This window comes from Kitasatospora sp. NPDC059146 (assembly GCF_042786665.1).
Taxonomy (GTDB): domain Bacteria; phylum Actinomycetota; class Actinomycetes; order Streptomycetales; family Streptomycetaceae; genus Kitasatospora.
Genome location: NZ_JBHZCY010000002.1, coordinates 28,568 through 46,889, shown reverse-complemented (window position 1 = coordinate 46,889; position 18,322 = coordinate 28,568). Strand labels below are relative to the sequence as shown.

Annotated in this window: 16 protein-coding genes and 1 pseudogene; 6 read left to right on the top strand and 11 right to left on the bottom strand. The window is 74.9% G+C overall.

Annotated elements, in window-relative coordinates; all coding sequences use genetic code 11:
* The first annotated feature begins 68 nt into the window (after positions 1-68).
* On the top strand, positions 69-1,781 hold the full coding sequence (locus ACFXPX_RS01165; RefSeq protein WP_380524753.1) for a DUF885 domain-containing protein: 1,713 nt from the start codon (positions 69-71) through the stop codon (positions 1,779-1,781).
* 243 nt (positions 1,782-2,024) lie between these two features.
* A complete protein-coding gene (locus tag ACFXPX_RS01160; RefSeq protein WP_380639003.1) occupies positions 2,025-2,783 on the top strand; it encodes a hypothetical protein in 759 nt (252 codons plus the stop codon).
* Between the two features lie 71 nt (positions 2,784-2,854).
* Here the strand turns inward: ACFXPX_RS01160 and ACFXPX_RS01155 are convergent, their stop codons facing one another.
* The 9 genes and pseudogenes from ACFXPX_RS01155 to ACFXPX_RS01115 form a co-directional block, all read right to left on the bottom strand.
* Complete coding sequence (locus ACFXPX_RS01155; RefSeq protein ID WP_380639000.1) at positions 2,855-4,195, bottom strand: glycosyltransferase; 1,341 nt, start codon at positions 4,193-4,195, stop codon at positions 2,855-2,857.
* Positions 4,196-4,250: 55 nt separating this feature from the next.
* Positions 4,251-5,018 carry an SDR family NAD(P)-dependent oxidoreductase gene (locus tag ACFXPX_RS01150; protein WP_380638997.1) on the bottom strand — a complete coding sequence of 256 codons (768 nt, stop codon included), beginning with the start codon at positions 5,016-5,018 and terminating at the stop codon, positions 4,251-4,253.
* A gap of 3 nt (positions 5,019-5,021) precedes the next feature.
* Positions 5,022-5,300: a TrmO family methyltransferase gene (locus ACFXPX_RS01145; protein ID WP_380524782.1), complete on the bottom strand. Its 279-nt coding sequence runs from the start codon at positions 5,298-5,300 to the stop codon at positions 5,022-5,024.
* Positions 5,301-5,444: 144 nt separating this feature from the next.
* Positions 5,445-6,380 carry an ADP-ribosylglycohydrolase family protein gene (locus ACFXPX_RS01140; RefSeq protein WP_380638994.1) on the bottom strand — a complete coding sequence of 312 codons (936 nt, stop codon included), beginning with the start codon at positions 6,378-6,380 and terminating at the stop codon, positions 5,445-5,447.
* Positions 6,377-7,216: an ammonia-dependent NAD(+) synthetase gene (gene nadE / locus ACFXPX_RS01135; protein ID WP_375886107.1), complete on the bottom strand. Its 840-nt coding sequence runs from the start codon at positions 7,214-7,216 to the stop codon at positions 6,377-6,379. The genes ACFXPX_RS01140 and nadE overlap by 4 nt, the downstream gene beginning before the upstream one ends.
* A gap of 61 nt (positions 7,217-7,277) precedes the next feature.
* Positions 7,278-9,293 carry an ATP-dependent zinc metalloprotease FtsH gene (gene ftsH / locus ACFXPX_RS01130; RefSeq protein WP_380638992.1) on the bottom strand — a complete coding sequence of 672 codons (2,016 nt, stop codon included), beginning with the start codon at positions 9,291-9,293 and terminating at the stop codon, positions 7,278-7,280.
* A 33-nt stretch (positions 9,294-9,326) separates the two neighbouring features.
* Entirely contained in the window at positions 9,327-10,004 is a 678-nt protein-coding gene (locus tag ACFXPX_RS01125) for an NUDIX hydrolase (RefSeq protein ID WP_380638990.1), read from the bottom strand.
* A 92-nt stretch (positions 10,005-10,096) separates the two neighbouring features.
* Positions 10,097-10,765 (bottom strand): annotated as a pseudogene (locus ACFXPX_RS01120) (disulfide bond formation protein DsbA).
* 38 nt (positions 10,766-10,803) lie between these two features.
* A complete protein-coding gene (locus ACFXPX_RS01115) occupies positions 10,804-12,375 on the bottom strand; it encodes an alpha/beta hydrolase (RefSeq protein ID WP_380638988.1) in 1,572 nt (523 codons plus the stop codon).
* Between the two features lie 362 nt (positions 12,376-12,737).
* Here ACFXPX_RS01115 and ACFXPX_RS01110 point away from each other — a divergent pair, with 362 nt between their 5' ends.
* From ACFXPX_RS01110 to ACFXPX_RS01100, 3 genes are all read left to right on the top strand, one after another.
* Complete coding sequence (locus tag ACFXPX_RS01110; RefSeq protein ID WP_380524762.1) at positions 12,738-13,472, top strand: NUDIX domain-containing protein; 735 nt, start codon at positions 12,738-12,740, stop codon at positions 13,470-13,472.
* A 150-nt stretch (positions 13,473-13,622) separates the two neighbouring features.
* Positions 13,623-14,009: a PadR family transcriptional regulator gene (locus tag ACFXPX_RS01105; RefSeq protein ID WP_380638986.1), complete on the top strand. Its 387-nt coding sequence runs from the start codon at positions 13,623-13,625 to the stop codon at positions 14,007-14,009.
* Positions 14,006-14,605, top strand: a complete 600-nt coding sequence (locus ACFXPX_RS01100) for an HAAS signaling domain-containing protein (protein ID WP_380524764.1) — start codon at positions 14,006-14,008, stop codon at positions 14,603-14,605. Before ACFXPX_RS01105 ends, ACFXPX_RS01100 begins: the two co-directional genes overlap by 4 nt.
* 285 nt (positions 14,606-14,890) lie before the next feature.
* Here ACFXPX_RS01100 and ACFXPX_RS01095 read toward each other — a convergent pair whose 3' ends face one another.
* A complete protein-coding gene (locus ACFXPX_RS01095) occupies positions 14,891-15,568 on the bottom strand; it encodes a DUF6461 domain-containing protein (RefSeq protein WP_380524765.1) in 678 nt (225 codons plus the stop codon).
* A 438-nt stretch (positions 15,569-16,006) separates the two neighbouring features.
* Positions 16,007-17,509 (bottom strand): purine-cytosine permease family protein, encoded by a 1,503-nt coding sequence (locus tag ACFXPX_RS01090; RefSeq protein ID WP_380638984.1) that lies wholly within the window; start codon positions 17,507-17,509, stop codon positions 16,007-16,009.
* A gap of 71 nt (positions 17,510-17,580) precedes the next feature.
* Between ACFXPX_RS01090 and ACFXPX_RS01085 the strand changes: the two genes are divergently transcribed.
* Complete coding sequence (locus ACFXPX_RS01085) at positions 17,581-18,264, top strand: TetR/AcrR family transcriptional regulator (RefSeq protein WP_380524767.1); 684 nt, start codon at positions 17,581-17,583, stop codon at positions 18,262-18,264.
* Positions 18,265-18,322 lie beyond the last annotated feature (58 nt).

Here is an 18,322-nt window from a genome sequence, read left to right as displayed (position 1 = left end):
AATAATCGGCCCGATCGGGCCCTCAGGGAACCCGTGTCGCACTGCCCCCACCGGACCCGGGAGCGACCATGACCGAGCAGCCGAACGACACGTCCCACCGAGCCGTCCCCGCCCACCACACCGAACTGGCCGCCCTCGCGGACGAGTTCTTCGCCGCCGAGAACGGCCACGACCCCTTCGAGGCCACCCTCTCCGGCACCGAGGGCTACGCCCACGAGGTGCCCGACCCGTCCCGCGCGGCCGCCCTGCGCCACCGCGAGGTGCTCCGCGGCCTGGCCGCCCGGCTGGCCGCCGTCCCGCTGGACGGACTGGCCGGCGAGGACCGCACCACCCACCGGGTGCTCGCCCGGCTGATCGACGACAACGACGGCCGGATCACCCACGGACTCGCCGAGGTCAGCGTCTCCGCGACCATCGTCGCCCCGCACAACACGGTCTTCACCTCGCTCGCCATGACCGCCGTCGACCACGAGGGCACCGACGCCTACCTGGAGCGGCTGGCCGGCCTGCCCGGCTACTTCGACGCCGTCCTGCGCCGCAGCCTGGACGCCGCCGCCGAGGGCCGCCACCCGCTGCGCAGCGGCGTGGACGCCGCCATCACCCAGCTGGACGGCTACCTGGCCGCCGACCCGACCGCCGACCAGCTGCTGCGCCCGCTCCAGGGCCGCCGGGAGTTCGAGCGGGCCCGGGCCATCGTCCGCGAGGGCGTGCGCCCGGCCGTGGCCCGCTACCGGGCCGGGCTGGCCCAGCGGCTGGCACCGGCCGCCCGCCCGGACGCCGAGGCCGGGGTCTGCTACGTGCCCGGCGGCGACGAGGGCTACGCGGACGCCGTCGGCCGCTTCACCCGGCCGGGGCTGGGCCCGGAGGAGGTGCACCGGATCGGCCTGGAGACGGTGGCGGCGCTGCGCGAGGAGTTCGGCGAGCTGGGCGCCCGGGTGCTCGGCATCAGCGGCACCGACGAGGTGCTGACCGCACTGCGCGAGGACCGCTCGCTGCGCTTCACCAGCGCGGCCGAGATGGTCGCCCTGGTGGACGGCGCCTTGGACCGGGCCCGGCGCGCCTCCACCGACTGGTTCCGCCCGTACCCGATCGCCGACTGCGTGACCCGGGAGATCGACCCGCTGGAGGCGGAGACCGCGCCGCTGGCCTACTACCAGCCGCCGGGCCCGGGCGGACTGCCCGGCACCCACTGGATCAACACGCTGAACCCGGGGAGCCGGTTCAGCTACGAGTACGAGGCGATCGCCTTCCACGAGAGCGTGCCCGGCCACCACCTGCAGCTCGCGCTCGCCCGCACCCTGCACCACCTGCCGGAGTTCCGGCAGCGGCCGAACGGCCAGCTGACCGCGCACGTCGAGGGCTGGGGCCTGTACACCGAGCGGCTGGCCGACGAGATGGGCCTGTACGGCTCGGAGCTATCCCGCTTCGGCATGCTGTCGATGGACGCGCTGCGCGCGGTGCGCCTGGTGGTGGACACCGGGCTGCACCACTACGGCTGGTCCCGGGAGCGGGCGATGGCCTACCTGCGGGACAACACGGCCACCCCGGAGGCCAACGTCCGCAACGAGATCGACCGCTACATCGCCTGGCCGGGCCAGGCCACCGCGTACCTGATCGGGCGTCGGGAGATCGTCCGGCACCGCGAGCGGGCCCGGGCCGAGCTCGGCGGGCTCTTCGACGTGCGGGAGTTCCACCACGAGGTGATCGGGCACGGCAGCCTGCCGCTGGGCGTGCTGGAGGACCTGATCAGCGACTGGATCACGGCGCTGCGGTCGGTCTGACGGTCCCGCCGGCCCCGGGTGGCCTCGCCGGGGCCTCGCCGGGGCCGGGCCGGGGCCGGGCGGTGGCAGGCCCGTCGACGCGTCAGGAGTGCGAGAACGATTCCGCGCGCCCGCCGCCGTCCTCCCGCGCCGGACGTGGCGTCACCCCTTCGGCCCCCTCCACACGGTAGTGTCCGCTGGCGCGGCCCCCGGCACCTTCGTCGGCCGGCCGCCCGTGCCACCGCAACGACCTGGAGGAACTCCGTGCCGGCACCCGCCCGAGGCGCCCTCGCCATAGCCGCGGCCGTCCTGCTCGCCGCCGCCGCAGGCTGCTCGTCCGGCGGCGGCCACACCGCCAAGGACGGCTCCGGCGGCAAGGCCTCCGCCCACAGCAGCAGCGCCCACGGCTCCGCCCCGGCGGCCGCCGGGGACGCCGCCCAGCCCGTCCCGGCCGCGATCGTGACCGGCCCCGGACCGAAGAGCTCCTACGACGCCCAGCCGCAGCCCGCGGCGGGCAGCTGCCACTACCGCTACACGGCGGACAAGCAGCCGCTGCCCGACCCGAACTGCACCCCGGGCGCGATCAGCCCGGCGGTCAACCAGGGCACCATCAACGACACCATCTGCAAGCCGGGCGGCTACACCTCGACCATCCGCCCGCCGGTGAACGTCACCGGCAAGGAGAAGGCCGAGAACGCCAAGTCCTACGGCTACACCGGCCCGATGGGCGACGCCGAGTACGACCACCTGATCAGCCTCCAGCTCGGCGGCGACCCCAACGACCCGCGCAACCTGTGGGTCCAGCCGCCCTCCCCCGGCCACGTCCCGGGCAAGGGCCCGAACAACCCCAAGGACTCGGTGGAGACCCACCTGCACACCGCGATCTGCAAGGGCCAGGTCACCCTGACCGCCGCCCAGCAGGCGATCGCCACCGACTGGACGACGGCCGAGGCCAAGCTCGGCATCAGCAAGGGCGGGGCCGCCGCCACGCCCACCACGGAGCCGGACGCCGACGGGGACTGACCGGCCCGGCCGGCCGGGCACGAGCCGCCCGACCCGGCCCGAGCCGACCTGCTCAGAGCGAGCCGACCGGTTCAGAGCGAGTCGACCAGCTCGGCGATGGTGTCGAACGGCCGGTACTCCGCGAACTCCGCGCCCAGCGCGCGGGCCCGTTCGCGGAACCGGCCCTCGGCGAGCACCTGCGCCACCGCCCGGCCGACCGCCTCCGGGGCCGGGCGGCCGGTGCGCAGGTCCAGCCCCACGCCGGCCCACTGCACCCGGGCCGCGACCTCCGGCTTGTCCTCGCTCGCCCCGGCCACCACCACCGGCACCCCGTACCGCAGCGCGGTCTGCACCCCGCCGTAGCCGCCGTTGCTCACCAGCACGTCGGTGTGCGGCAGCAGCCGGTCGAACGGCACGTACCCGGCGGCCCGGACGTTCTCCGGCAGCCGGCCGCCCAGCAGTTCGGCCAGCTCCGCCGGCCCGTCCGGCCGGACGGTGGCGGCCACCACCAGCACGTCCCGGTCCGCCAGCGCGCGGACCGTCGGTGCGACCAGCTCGCCCAGGTCGTCGTTGGCCAGCGTCCCCTGGGTCACCACCACGACCGGCCGCTCACCGGTCAGCTCCGCCCACCACCCCGGCAGCGGCTGCTCCTCGCCGACGTTGCCCGGCAGCGCGCCGATCAGCCGGTACGAGGCGGGCGCGTCGGAGCGCGGGTACTCGAAGCCGGGCACGGTCAGCTGGAGGTACGCGTCCGGCACCGTCACCTGGGCCAGCCCGCGCGGCCCCTCCGGCAGCTGGACGCCCGCCTCCGCGAACACCTTCTCCGCGTACCGCTGCAAGGGCTCGCCGCGCCGGTCCACCTCCTCCCGCAGGGAGCGGTTGCGGATCCGGCCCTCCTCCCCCGGCAGCGGCGGCAGCGCCAGCCCGAACGGCGCGGTGTCCGCGCTCGGCAGCATCGCCGGGGTGGTCCCGACCCCGATCAGCGCCGGACGCTGCGCCCTCGGACGGGCGAGCGCCAGCGGCAGCACGCCCTGGACGAAGGCGTCCGCGACGACGGCGTCGGCCGGGAACTCCGCCAACAGCGCGAGCAGGGCCCGGTACTGGTGGGGCACCGGGTCCAGGAAGACGTGCCGCACGTCGAAGGCGATCCGCTCCGGGCCGGGCGCCAGCTCCGCCCGACCCGGGAAGGAGCCGTCGAGGTCGCGGTCGTCCCAGTCGGCCTCGGCGGGCAGCGCGGCGAAGCGCACCCCGGCCCGCCCGGCCGCCTCCGCGAAGCGCGAGCCGCCCAGGAAGACCACCTCGTGGCCGCGCGCGGCGAGGTCGGCGGAGATGGCCAGCAGCGGGCTGACGTGCCCGTGCGCGGGCAGGGCGGTGGTGATGATCCTGGACAGCGGAGACTCCTGTGGTCGGGCCCGGTTCGTACGAGCACTCACCGTAGGCAGCGGCGGTAGACGTCCGATGAACGGCTCGTCCGCCCGGCGGAGCCGCTCATCGACCCAGCACCGCGCCCCCGTTCAGCCCGATCACCTGCCCGGTGAGGTAACCGGCCGCCGGCGAGGCGATGTAGGCCACCGCCTCGGCCACGTCCTCGGGCGTGCCGGCCCGGCCGACCAGGGTGTCGGCGACCTTCCGGGCGTGGAACTCCTCGTCCCGGTCCACGCCGAAGATCTCGGTGTCCGCCACGTAGCCCGGGGCCAGCACGTTCACCGTGATCCCGTCCGGCCCCAACTGCCGGGCCAGGCCGAACGCCCAGCCGTGCAGCGCCGCCTTCACGGCCGCGTACGAGCCCGCCGAGTGCGGGCCCGCGCCACCGCGCTGGGCGGCCGCCGAACTGATCACCACCAGGCGGCCGCCGGGCCGGCGCAGCACCCCCTGGAGCGCGGTGGTCAGCAGCACGGCGGTCAGCAGATTGGTGTCCAGGTCCCGCCGCCAGGAGGCGGCCAGCGCGGCCAGGCCGTCGTCCTCGGGCGGAGTGATGATCGCACCCGCGTTGTTCACCAGCACGTCCACCGGACCGAGTTCGGCGATCCGGGCGGCCACCCGCTCGACCGCCGCCGGATCCGCCAGGTCACCCGCCAGCGGCACCACGGCCCCCGGCCCGGCGGTGCGCTCGATCTCCGCCCGGGCCTCCTCCAGCACGGCCGCCCGACGCCCCAGGACCACCACCCGGCACCCGTCCCCGGCCAGCCGGGCGGCGATCGCCCGCCCGATCCCCGTCCCGCCGCCGGACACCACCGCGAGCCGCTGCTCCGTCACCGCTCAGACCTCGCCGTCGTAGTAGGCGCGCATCAGCTCGGTCGACCACGCGGGCTGCCGGAGCCCACCGCGCGGGCCGAACTCGGCCAGGTACGGCTTGATGTCGAGCACCGGCGTGCCCGCCACCGCGTCCAGGCCGGTGACGTGCAGGTCCAGCCCGTACAGCGACTCCTCGGTGAACTGCCCGGCGTCCAGCCGGATCACCGCCGCGACACCGCCCCACCCGTCGTCCCGCACGTCCTCCCGGCCACCCACCACACGGGCCACCGGACGCACCGTCATGTCAGCCATGCCGTCTCCCCCTTCGACGTCGAACCGTTCCACGACGTACGGTAGCGAGCCGCACGCCGGAACGATCAAGGGGGGCCGGAGGCAGCCCTGTTCGCCACCCCGGCCGGCCACCGCAGCCGCCCCGCACCCCGAGGCTCAGCCCGCCAGCCGCGCCGCCATCGCGATCAGATCGGCCGCCCGCAGCACCCGGCCGCCGGAGCCCGGCAGGGGCACGTGCAGCGGCTCGGTCCAGCGGGCCGGGATCGCCGCGAGCCCGTAGCGGGCCCCGGCCAGGCCGCCGGTGACGGCCGCGACGGTGTCGGTGTCGCCGCCGAGGTCGACGGCGGCGTGGACGGCCGCCTCGAAGCCGTCGGTGGTGCGCAGGGCCCAGACGGCCGAGCCGAGGCAGGGCCAGAACGCGCCGTTGGGCTCGGCGGCCCGGTCGGGGTGCCAGTCCGGGGCCAGGACGGTGGCGTAGCGCTCACGGTCGTCCGGGTCCACGGCGGCCAGCACGGTGGGGAGTTCGGCGAGCGGGTCGGTGCCGTCGAGGGCGAGCCGGACCAGCTCGTGGAAGACCGCGGTGCCCTCCCAGGCGGCCCGGTCGCCGTGGGTGAGCGCGGCGATCCGCCGGGCGGCGGCCATGGTGGCCTCCCGCCCGGCGCCGGCGAAGGCGACGGCGGAGGTGGCCGCCCGCATCAGCGAACCGTTGCCCGCGGCGCGCAGGGTGGTGTTGAAGTGGACGGCGGCCGCGAGGTCCCAGGCGTAGCCGTTGGTGAGGACGGACTCGGTCTGGATGCCGATGTCCTTGGGCTCGGCGGCGGCCCAGCGGCGGAACCGGTCGAAGATGTCCGGGAGGTCCAACCCACCCCGTTCGAGCAGGGATTCGGCGACCAGGACAGCCATCTGGGTGTCGTCGGTGGCCTCGCCGAGGTCCCAGCCGCCGCCCGCGACCAGCTCCGCACCACCGAGCGGGAAGCGGGCGCTCAGCGCGCCGGCCGGGCCGAACTCGTACGGTGCGCCGAGGGCGTCGCCCACGGCCGCGCCGAGGACCGCCCCGGCCGCGCGCCCCGCGCGCCCGTCCGGGTCGGTCACGCCTGGCCCGGGGTGATCGGCAGGGCGCGCTTGTGCTCGGTGCGGCGGTAGTGGCCGAGGACGGTGTCGAAGACCTGCTCGCTGACCGGGCGGCCCTCCAGGAAGTCGTCCAGGTCGCCGTACTCGACGCCGAGGGCGTCCTCGTCGGCCTTGCCGGGGGCGAGGTCCTCCAGGTCTGCGGTGGGGACCTTGCCGACCAGCTCCTCGGGCGCGCCCAAGTGGGCCGCCACTGCGCGGACCTGACGCTTCGTCAGACCGGAGAGCGGCATCACGTCGGCCGCGCCGTCGCCGAACTTGGTGAAGAAGCCGACGGCCGCCTCGGCCGCGTGGTCGGTGCCGACCACCAGGCCGCCGCTCGCCCCCGCGGCCGCGTACTGGACGACCATCCGCTGGCGGGCCTTGACGTTGCCGCGCACGAAGTCCTCGTGGGCGTGGTCGCGGAAGGTGACGCCCGCCGTCAGCAGGGCGTCGAAGGCGGCGTCGGTCGCGGGCTTGACGTCGACCGTCAGCACCTCGTCGGCCCGGATGAAGTCGAGGGCTCGCTGGGCGTCCGCCTCGTCCGCCTGGACGCCGTACGGCAGTCGCATGGCCGTGAAGGCCACCTGGTGCCCCTCGGCGCGCAGCCGCTCGACGGCGAGCTGGCAGAGCCGCCCGGTGGTGGTGGAGTCCACGCCGCCGCTGATCCCCAGCACCAGGGTGCGGGCGCCCGAGGCCCGCAGCTGGTCGGCGAGGAAGGCGATCCGGCGCTCGGCCTCCTTCGCGGGGTCGGTGACGGGCACCACTCCGAGGGCCAGGGCGATCTCGCGCTGGACGTCCGCGGGCAGGGTTTCGGTCATGGTCGGGCTCCTTCGGATCGGTACCACGCCATCATCCACCCCGGCCGCACCGCCCCCCGCCTCAGGGTGCCGTCCCTGTGCCCCCGCTCCCGTCCGCCCCGGGCGTCCCCGGCGCCGGGTGCCGCAGGATGTCGAGCACCAGGGTGCCGTCCACCGTCTCCTGGGCGACCAGCAGCGCCGCCAACTCGTCCAGGTGGTGCCGGTGTTCGCGCAGCAGCCCGAGGGCCCGCCGCTCGGCGCCGCGCAGCAGCCCGGCCACCGCCTCGTCCACCGCGCGCTGGGTCTGCTCGGAGTACGGGCGGCGCAGCAGGTCGTCGGGGTGCTCGCCGAGGTACTGCGGGGAGCCGCTGGAGTAGCCGACCGGGCCGAGGTCCGGGGAGAGGCCGAACTCGCGGACCATCCGGGTGGCCACCGAGGTGGCGTTGGCGAGGTCGTTGGCGGCGCCGGTGGAGCCCTCGCCGAAGACCACCAGTTCGGCGGCGCGCCCGCCGAGCTGCACGGCGAGCAGGTCGTTCAGGTAGCTCTCGCTGTACAGGTGCCGTTCCGCCTCGGGGAGTTGCTCGGTGGCGCCGAGGGCGACCCCGGCCGGGAGGATGGTCACCTTGGCGACCGGGTCGGCGTGCTCGCACAGCGCGGCCATCAGCGCGTGCCCGGACTCGTGGACGGCGACGGAGTGCCGTTCCTCGGGCAGCAGCGCGTTGGAGGACTCCCGGCGGCCCAGCAGCACCCGGTCGCGGGCGTCGTCGAGGTCTGCGGCGGTGAGGGTGGACCGGTCGGCGCGCACGGCGTTGATGGCGGCCTCGTTGACCAGGTTGGCGAGGTCGGCCCCGGAGAAGCCGGGGGTGCCGCGGGCGATCCGGTCCAGGTCGGTGTCCGGGGCGAGGGTCTTGCCGCGGGTGTGCACGGCGAGGATGGCCGCCCGCTCGGCCTGGTTGGGCAGCGGCACGACGACCTGCCGGTCGAAGCGGCCGGGGCGCAGCAGGGCGGGGTCGAGGGCGTCCGGCCGGTTGGTGGCGGCGATGACGACGATGCCGGTGCTCTGGTCGAAGCCGTCCATCTCGGAGAGCAGCTGGTTGAGGGTCTGCTCGCGCTCGTCGTTGCCGCCGATCCGGGTGCCGCCCGCGCGGCGCCCGCCGACGGCGTCGATCTCGTCGATGAAGACGATGGACGGTGCGCGCTTGCGGGCCTCGTCGAACAGGTCGCGGACCCGGGAGGCGCCGACGCCGACGAACATCTCGACGAAACCGGAGCCGGTGACGGACAGGAAGGGCACCGAGGCCTCGCCGGCGACCGCCCGGGCGAGCAGCGTCTTGCCGGTGCCCGGCGGGCCGACCATGATCACTCCGCGCGGCCCCTTGGCCCCGGCGGCGGCGTAGCGCTCCGGGCTGCGCAGGTAGTCGACCACCTCGCTGACCTCCTGCTTCACCCCCTCGTACCCGGCGACGTCGGCGAAGCCGGTGGCGGGCCGCTCGGCCTCGATGATCTTCGCCCGGGAGCGGCCGATGGCGCTGAGCCCGCCGCCGAGCGACCGCGCGGCCAGCCGGCCGGACCAGAGGAACAGCCCGCCGAAGAGCAGCAGCGGCAGGAACAGCAGCAGGGTCGACCAGATCGAGCTGCCGCCCGACCGGCTGCCGGTGACGTTCACGTGCTGGTCGGAGAGCGCCTTGCCGAGCTGGGAGGTGTCCAGGGCGGTCGGGATCTGGCTGGTGAACCGGGTGCCGTCCTTGAGGGTGCCGGACACGCCGCCGGTGTCGCTGACGTCCACGGTCTGCACCTGGCCGGCGTCGACCCGGTTGAGCAGGTCGGTGTAGCCGTAGCGGGGGCCGGTCGGGGCGGGCTTGGCCAGCAGCACCAGGAGCAGCAGGGTCAGCAGCACGGCGACCGGCAGCAGCCAGCGCCGCAGCGCGGGCGGGGGCGGCTTGGGCGGGGTGCCGCCGGGGCCCTGCCCCGGTCCGCGGCCGGGGCCGGGGCCGGGGCCTCGGCCCGGGCCGCCCCAGCCGCCGGGGCCCGGGCCCTTACCGCCGCCGGGCGGGGTCGCGGCGTGGCGGGCGGCACCCGGGCGCGTTCGGACGATCATCCACGCTCACCGCCTCTCGGGCGCCGCCGGGCCTCAGCCGGGCCCCGGCTCGGCGCCCACCCCTCCATGGTCGACCCCTCCGGCCCCGGACGGGAGCCCGAGCAGGTACCGGCGGAACGCCACCTGCCCGTCCGGCACGAACGGCCACCGCCGTACGGCGCCGGCCAGCTCGGGCAGGGTCAGCCAGCCGTACCGGGCGACCGCGGCCGGATCGACCGCGTCGGGGGCGATCAGGTCCGGCGGCAGCACGGCCTCGTGCACGCCCAGCCAGTACGGGGCGATCGCGCCCCGGCAGAGGAAGGTGAACCGGTGGCGCACCGGCACGCTCACCCCGAGCTCCTCCGCCAGCTCCCGCCGCGCCCCGGCGGCGTACGACTCCCCCACCCGCAGTGCGCCGCCCAGCATCACGTCGTGGCACCCACCGAAGCGGCCGGCGCCGTCCGGGCGGCGGTGCACCAGCACCCGGCCGGACGGATCGCGGCAGACGGTGGTGGCGACCCGGTGCAGCCAGCCGCGGCGGATCGCCTCGCCGCGTTCGACCACGCCGAGCACCCGGTCGTGCTCGTCGACCCGCTCGACCAGTTCGCCCGGCTCGACCAGTTCACCCGGCTCGACCAATTCGCCCGGCTCAACCGGCCCGACCTGTTCGACCTGTTCGACCTGCCTGCTCGGCCGACCCGACTCGAACGGCCCGCGCGGATCCGTGGTCACGCCGCCCACCCCCGTCCCGAAGCGTGCCCCGTGGCGGTGGCGGGGCGGCGATCGCCGGTCATCGGAAGGCGCCGGTCAGGAGGAAGCGCCGGTCAGGAGAAGTCGAGCGACCCGGTCCGGGTCCGCTTGAGCTCGAAGAACTTCGGGTAGCCGGCCAGCAGCCGGACGCCCTCGAAGACCCGCAGCGCGTCCTCGCCGCGCGGGATCGCGCTCAGCACCGGGCCGAAGAAGGCCGTGCCGTCCACGTGGATGGTCGGGGTGCCGACCTCCTCGCCGACCGGGTCCATGCCCTCGTGGTGGCTCTTGCGCAGCGCGATGTCGTACGCGGTGCTGTTGGCCGCCTCGGCGAGCTCCTCGGGCAGTCCGGCGGCGACCAGGGCCTCGCGGATGACGGTGTCGTCGGCCTCCCGGTCCTGGTCGTGGAAGCGGGTGCCGAGCTCGGTGTACAGGTCGCGCAGCACGTGCTCGCCGTGCTGTTCGGCGGCGGCGATGCAGACCCGGACCGGGCCCCAGCCGGTGGTCATCAGGCGCTGGTAGCGCTCCGGCAGGTCGGTGCGGCCCTCGTTGAGCACGGACAGGCTCATCACCCGGAAGGTGAGGTCGAGTTCACGCTAGCCGGCGACCTCCAGGATCCAGCGCGAGGTGATCCAGGCGAAGGGGCAGACGGGGTCGAAGTAGAAGTCGACCTTGGGGACGGCGGTGGCGGCGTTCTCGTTCGCTTGCGTGTTCACACGGATGATCTTAGGGGCCGATTGGACCATTCCGCAGGGCCAATCGAATACTGCCGCAGTGGGCCACTTCAGCTGCAGGTCGTCCCGTCCGCAGGCACCGTACCGTCCAGCAGGTAGGCGTCGACAGTCTTCTTCAAGCACGGGTTTCCGGTGTTGTAGCCGCCGTGGCCCTCGCCGTTGAGCGTGACGGTGACGCCGACGCCCGCGCCCAGCTGCTGGGCCATGGTCCGGGCGCCCTCGACCGGGGTGGCCGGGTCCCCGGTGGTGCCGACCACCAGGATCGGGGCGGCGCCGGGGGCGGCGACCTCCGGGTGGTCGGCCTTGCCCGGGACGGGCCAGCCGGTGCAGCCGGTCAGGCCCCAGGCGGTGAAGGCGCCGAAGACCGGGGAGGCGGCGCGGAACTGCGGCAATTGCTGCTCCACGTCCTGGTCGGAGTAGCGCTGCCGGGCGTCGACGCAACTGATCGCCCGGTTGGCCGCGTTGAGGTTGTTGTAGTGGCCCTGCGGGTCGCGTCCGTTCAGCGAGTCGGCGAGCTGGAGCAGGGTGTCGCCGGTGCCCGCCTGCATCGCCTCGGTGAGCCCGGAGGCCAGCGCGGGCCAGGTCTGCCGGCTGTACAGCGCGCCGGCGATGCCGGTGACGGCCAGGCCCTCGGTCAGCTTCCGTCCGCTGCTGGTGGGCAGCGGCGACCCGGCGAGCTTCTGCAGCAGGTCGGTGATCCGCGCGGTGCCCTCGGCGCCGCCGCCACCGGTCGGGCAGGCGGCCGCGTCCTGGGTGGCGCAGGCCTTCATGAAGTCGTCGAGGGCGAGTTGGAAGCCCTGGGCCTGGCCGAGCGCGCTCTGCTCCGGGTCCTTCGTCGGGTCGACCACCGAGTCCAGCACGACCCGGCCGACCTCCTGCGGGAACAGGTGGGCGTAGACGCCGCCGAGCTGGGTGCCGTAGCTGATGCCGAAGTAGGAGAGCTTCTGGTCGCCGAGCACCTGGCGCATCAGGTCGAGGTCCCGGGCCGCGCTCTCGGTGTCCACGTAGGGCAGCACCGGGCCGGAGTTGTGCTCGCAGGCGGCGGCGAACTGGGCGTTGCTGTCGTCCAGGGCCTTGACCTCGGCGGGGGTCTCCGGGGTGCTGTCGACGGCGGCGTTGACGTCCGCCGCCCGGTCGTCCAGGCACTTCACCCCGGCGCTGTCGCCGACCCCGCGCGGGTCGAAACTCACCAGGTCGTAGCGGGTGTTGAGGGAGGCGTAGGCGGCGGCCAGGGCGGGCAGGGTGGCCACCCCGGAGGCGCCGGGGCCGCCGAAGTTGAACAGCAGCGAGCCGAGCCGGTGCTGCTCGTCCTTGGCCTTGGTGCGGATCAGCGCCAGGTCGATGGTGCCGCCGTCGGGTTTGGCGTGGTCCAGCGGGGCCTTGAGGGTGGCGCACTCCCAGTCGCTCGCGGGCGCGGTGCCGCCGCCCTGCGCGGCACTCGGGGCCGGGCAGGCCCGCCAGTCCAGCCGCTGGGCGGCCGGGCCGCCGCTGCTCGCGCCGGTGACCGGGGAGGTGGGCGCGGGCTCGGCGGCGGACGGGCCGCCGCCCTGGCAACCGGAGACGGGCGCGAGCAGCAGCGCGGCCAGGCCGAGCGCGCCGGCGCCGCGGACGACGGAGTGCATGGGGCGGTCCACCTCTCGGGTTGGCCGGGCGGTACTGCCGGGTGCACCGGCGCGTGGCAGGACGGCGTACGCCTGGTGCGTCGGGGAAGCGTGCATCGGGGAGGCGTGCGCCCCGGCGCCCGGCACCGTCGGCGCACCACAGACCCTAGGGGCCCGCGTACGGCGACGCCCGTCGGAGTCTCCGGACGGGGGGCGTGCGCCGGACGGGCTGCCATCGGCCGACCGGGTGAGGGGCGGCGGGTGCGCTGCCCGGGTGCGGTGCGGGCACACCGCGGGTACGCCGCAAGCAGCCCGGGAGTCCGGCGCCGCGGCACGGCACGGCACGGCGCGGACCGCGGGGCACCGTCGACACGGAGGGCGCATTGAGCACCGACAACGATTTCGTCAGCGTGGACGTCTACATCACCACCGGCCGGCAGGAGGTCCTGCTCCAACTGCGCGACGACCGGCCGGACATCCCGTGGCCCGCCCACTGGGTGGTCCCCGGCGGCCACCGCGAGCCCGGCGAGACGCCGTACCGCACGGCGGTGCGCGAACTGCGCGAGGAGACCGGGCTGGACGTGCCCGGGCTGCTCCCTTTCCACCCGGTCCTGGCCGCCTCCGACCCGGAGGGCCGACGGCACCGCGCCTTCCACGCCCTGGTCGACGTCGACCCGGCGGAGCTGGTCCTCGGGGAGGGCCAGGAGCTGCGACTGGTCCCCTTCGCCGAGGCCCAGCGGATGAAGCTGCCGCCCGCGCTCAAGGGCTACCTGCGGCAGTTGGAGGCGCGGCTGGCGGTCGGGCGGACGCCGGAGTGGGCGGTGGTCGACGACATCCACCGCCACCTGTCCGACCACCGGTCGACCATCGGACTGCCGTTGCTGCCCCTCCAGGTGGTGAAGATCCAGGAGGAGGCCGGGGAGGTCGCCGAGGCCCTGCTCGGCGTGCTCGGCGCCAACCCGCGCAAGGGCGTCAGCCACACCGTGGCCGAACTGCAGGGCGAGCTGTGCGACGTGATCACCGCGGCCATGGTCGCGCTGCGGTACACCACGGCGGACCCGGGCGCCGTCCTGGCCGCGCACCTGGCCGGCTGGCGGCCGGTGCGGCGGGAGGGGTAGCGCGTCCGCGGGTCGCGCGCTTCCCGCGGCGCTTCCGGTTCGGGCCCTGGCGCTCGGACCCGGAGGGCGGAACCCGGTGCTCGGCCCGGGTTCCGCCCTCCTGGCGCCGCCCCCGGCCGGTACCTTGCTTCGCCTGCTATCTTGCATTGCATGGTACCTGGCATCGCAAGCACCGACGGCGGCGACGAGCCCGGCCCGGTCGACGGCCCGATCGCTACCCAGCTGCGCAAGGGCGTCCTGGAGTACTGCGTCCTCGCGCTGCTGCGCGACGGCCCGCGCTACGGGGTCGAGCTGCTCCAGGAGCTCGGCCGCCACCCGATGCTGGCGACCAGCCAGGGCACCATCTACCCGCTGCTGTCCCGGCTGCGCCGCGCCGGGCTCGCCGACACCTTCCTGCGCGACTCGGCCAGTGGCCCGTCCCGCCGGTACTACACCCTCACCGAGGCGGGGGAGAGCGCGCTGGCGGAGTTCACCGCGCTCTGGCCCGCCTTCCGCGCCACCATCGACCACGTCCTCGCCCCGGGAGAGCACCCGTGAACAACCCCGTCGACCACCCCCTGGTCCGCGCTCACCTCGACGCCGTCGCCCGCGGCACCGCCACCCTGCCGCCCGAGCGCCGCCGCGAACTGCTGGCCGACCTGCGGGAGCACATCGAGGTCTCGCTCACCGACGTCCCGCTCGACGACGCCGCCGTCCGCTCCGTCCTGGCGCAGCTCGGCACCCCCCGGCAGATCGCCGACGCCGCCCTCGCCGAGGAGGGGCAGACGCCGCCCGCCCCGGAGACGACCCGCTGGACCAACGCCACCCTCGCCCTGGCCGTCCTCGCCTTGCCGGTCTCTCTGGTCCCCGTCGCCGGGCCCGTGCTCGGCTTCGCCGCGGCCGTCGTCGCGGCCGTCCGGGTGACCAGGTCCCGCCAGTGGACGCGCCGGGAGAAGCGTCAGGCCGCCGTGCTCATGGTCTCCCCGCTGCTGCTCGTCCCCGCGATCATGCTGGCGTTCACGCTGTTCTCCACGGGCCTCACCCCCAGCGCCCTGCTCGTCGCCTGCGCCCTCGGCTTCTCCCCGAGCCCGATCGCCGCGCTCCGGCTGGGCCGCGCCGCCGCCCGTGTGCGGACGGCGGACCTCCCTGCCTAAAGACGGGCACCGGCCGCCGGCCCTGGCCTACCCCAGCTCGACGTGCGTCCAACCAACGAGTGAGCCGATCGGCACCCCTGCAAGGGAGTTGTACTCGACGGAACCTCCCGATCGGCACATGTGCGGGCGGCTGGCCGCAGGCGAGGATGACGGTCATCGGGGCCCCGCCGGTGGGGCTCCGGGAGGGAGTCCGCCATGACCGTCATGACCGCCATCACCGCCGCCGCCATCAGCACCGTCACCGTCGCGCCGCTGTCGTTCCCGCCGGCGTCCCCGCCGCCGGGCTCAGTGCAGTTCCAGCCCCGGCCTGCCGCGCACCACGTACGCCGGCAGCCGTACCTCCCCCAGGACGGCCCGGGGCAGGCGCAGCCCGAAGCGCCGCCCGACAGCGCCGAGGGTCCGCCGCCGGGCCCCGGCGGCGGGCGCCCGCCCGGGGGTGCAGGAGGTGACGCCGTCCGCCTCCAGGACGTTCGCGGCGATCAGCTCCGGTACGAGCAGATCGGGCTGCCGGCCCCAGCGCCACCGCTCCTCCCCCAGCCCGAAGCCGCACAGCACGGCGCCGTCCCGGGCGTAGTCGAGCAGGGCGGGCGGCTGCTCCGGCATCGGCCGGAAGTGCACCACCTCCACGCCCTCGCGCGCTATCTCGGTGAGCAGTTCGCCGCCGGTGGAGTCCCCGTACTCGATCGCGAAGGACCAGCCGTCCGCCTCGCCGACCCGGATCACGCCGTCGCCGTCGTCACCGGGCCGGTAGACCTCGATGTCCAGGTCCCAGATCTCCCGCCCGCTGATCGGCCCGGTGGCCGCAGCCGGGTCGGCCCCCATCCGGCGGGCGAGTTCCTCCGGCGGGATCCCACGGGCGAACACCACTCCGCTGACCTCGCCACCGGCATCCGCCAACCACTGGATGCCCTCACCGTCCTGCTCCTCGGCCCCGCGCGAACCCTCACCGACGACGCCGATCATGACGCCCCTCCCCTCGCGCCGGCCCTGAAATGGCCAGGCGCAGCCGGTCCGCACCCTAACCGAGATCGCCGACAGCCAACGCCGATCGGCCGGGCGGAGAGGCAGCCCGGCGGAGTAACTCAGCTAGGGCGCACCACCGTTCGCCCAGCACCCCCGTCGGTTCGCCCTGACCGGGACGGTCGAAGTAACCTCCGAGCCCCTCGCCCGCCTCCGGACCGCCGCGCCCTTCCCCATGCTCCGCAACGGCACCATCGACGAACCTCGGCCCACCACCTCGACCTGAGCCACCGAGACGGAACGGAGGACGACCGGGCAAGGCCGACGCGGGAAGTCGGACCTGCCGACTTCCCGCGCGACGTACCGACGGACCGCCCACCGAACTGCTGCGGCTGCGGCTGCGGCTGCGGCGCAGACCGTACAGGCCCGACCGCCCCGGCTTCAGGCCTGCCCCCGCGACACCACCCGTCGCATCAGCAGGGCGTAGACCACGGCGGCGACCGCGATCCCGGCCGGGAGGGCCAGGTCCACGCCGGTCAGCGCCGCGATCGGGCCGGTGTAGAGCGTGTCGACACAGAGGGCCGAGGCTGTCACGCCTGCCAACAGGGCGAGCGCACCGGCCGGGTTGACGCCGGCGCGGTACCAGAACGGGCTGCCCGGCGACTCGTCGGTCAGTGCCCGCCCGTCGTAGCGGTTGCGGCGCAGCAGGATGTCCACGGCGTAGATGGCGGTGCTGGGGCCGAGGAGGACGACGGTCAGCTGGAGCACGTTGCTGACCGTGTCCAGGAAGTTGGAGACCAGCAGGGCGTAGAGGGTCAGCGCGACGGCGACCGTGCCGTCCACCAGCACGCTGAGCGTGCGGCGGATGCGGATGCCGACGGCCTGGAGGGCGAGGCCGGCGCTGTAAGCGGTGAGGGCGTTGACGGCGACGGTGCCGATGACCAGTGAGAGGAGGAAGACCGGGTTGAACCAGCCGGGCAGGATCGTCCGGAGCGCCGCCTGGGGGTCGGTCATGTCGACGGCGGTGGCCCCGAGCACGCCCAGTCCGCCGACGACGACGCTGGGCAGGAAGCCGCCGAGGGCGGTCCAACCGAGCACGGCACGCGGGGAGGTGTCGGCCGGCAGGTAGCGGGAGAAGTCTGCGCTGGTGGTGTACGAGAGCGGCCCGGAGGCGATCAGGGTGACGCCGGCCAGGACGGCCGCCCACGTCCCGCTGCCGCTGAGCGGCTGCGGCTGGCTCCAGCCGAAGTCGGCGTGCCGGAGGATCGCGTACCCGACGACGGCGAAGGCGGCGGCGAGGACGAGGGTGATCGGCAGGTAGAGCCGCACGATCACAGCGTGTCCGTAGACGCTGATGGTCAACGTGACCACCACGATCGCGATCACGATGGCGATCTTGATCGGGGTGTCCGGGGTGATCCCGACCTGCTCGGCGAGGGAGAACGCCGCGACGGCGGCCGCCGCGAGGTTCAGCGCGAAGTAGCAGACGGAGATCATCCAGCCGGTGACGGCGTTGTTCACCCGGTTGCCCCGGACGCCGTACAGCGCCCGCGTGATCACCTCGCTGGGCGCGCCGGCGGCCGGTCCGGAGACGGCCAGCAGTCCGGTGCCCAGCCAGAACAGGTTGCCGACCACCACCACCGCGAAGGCCTGCCACAGGCTGAGACCGCTCAGCACCAGGGCGCCGCCGACCACCAGATTGAGGTAGTTGACGCTGGCCGCCGCCCAGACCGCGAAGAGTTCGCGGGCGCGGCCCCTCCGTTCCGTCTCGGGGATGTGGTCGATGCCGTGGACCTCGACCCGCCCGGCCGCCCGATCCTGTGGGGGCTGCGCGGACTGGCCGGACTGGCTGAGCTGTACGGACTTCGGGGACTGCGCGGGCTGCGGGAGCGGTGGTCCGATGGGGGAGTCGGACTGGGGGTGGTCCGGGAGCGTGGACGCCATTGGGGGCCCTCCGTGGGGGTGTCGTGCCCACCTGCTTGCTTATTGGTCGCACACTCAATAGCATCCGGCACATGACGTCAAGCGTTCAGCGCAAACGGATCCGGAAGTCCCCCGACGACCGCCGCGCGGAGATCGTCGAGGCTGCGGCCACCGTCGCCCTCACCGAGGGCCTGGAGTGCATCACCCTGCGCCGGATCGCCGAGCAGCTCGACGTCAGACCCGGTCTGATCAGCCACTACTTCCCGGCCGTGGAGGACTTGGTCGCCGAGGCCTTCGGCAGCGCCGCCACCGCCGAACTGGAGTCGCTGCTGCCCGCCGACCCGCCGGACGGCCGCTCGCTCAACCACCTCGCCCGCTTCTTCGCCCGCACCACCGGCCCGGCGTACGACGACATGAGCCGGCTCTGGCTCAACGCCCGCCACCTCAGCCGCTACCGGCCCGTCCTGCGCGAGCGCGTGCTCGGCCAGGAGTCGCTGTGGCGCGGCCGGCTCACCGGCGTCGTCCGAGCGGGCGTCGAGCGGGGCGAGTTCCGCACCGAGGACCCGGGCCTCACCGCCGTCCGGATCCTGGTGGTGATCGACGGCCTCGCCTCCCATGCCAACACCGGCCTGGGCAACCACCCCTCGGCCGTCATCCGGCTGGCGGCCGCCACCGCCGAACGCGAACTCGGCCTGGCGGAAGGCTCACTGGCCCTCGCCACCGAGCCGGAACCCCCCACCGCCGAGCCCGGATCCCGCACCGAAGAGCAGTCCTGACCCCGTTCCCCCTCCCCTCCCCCTCCCTCCCCCACCCCGCACCACCGCTGGAGTCGAC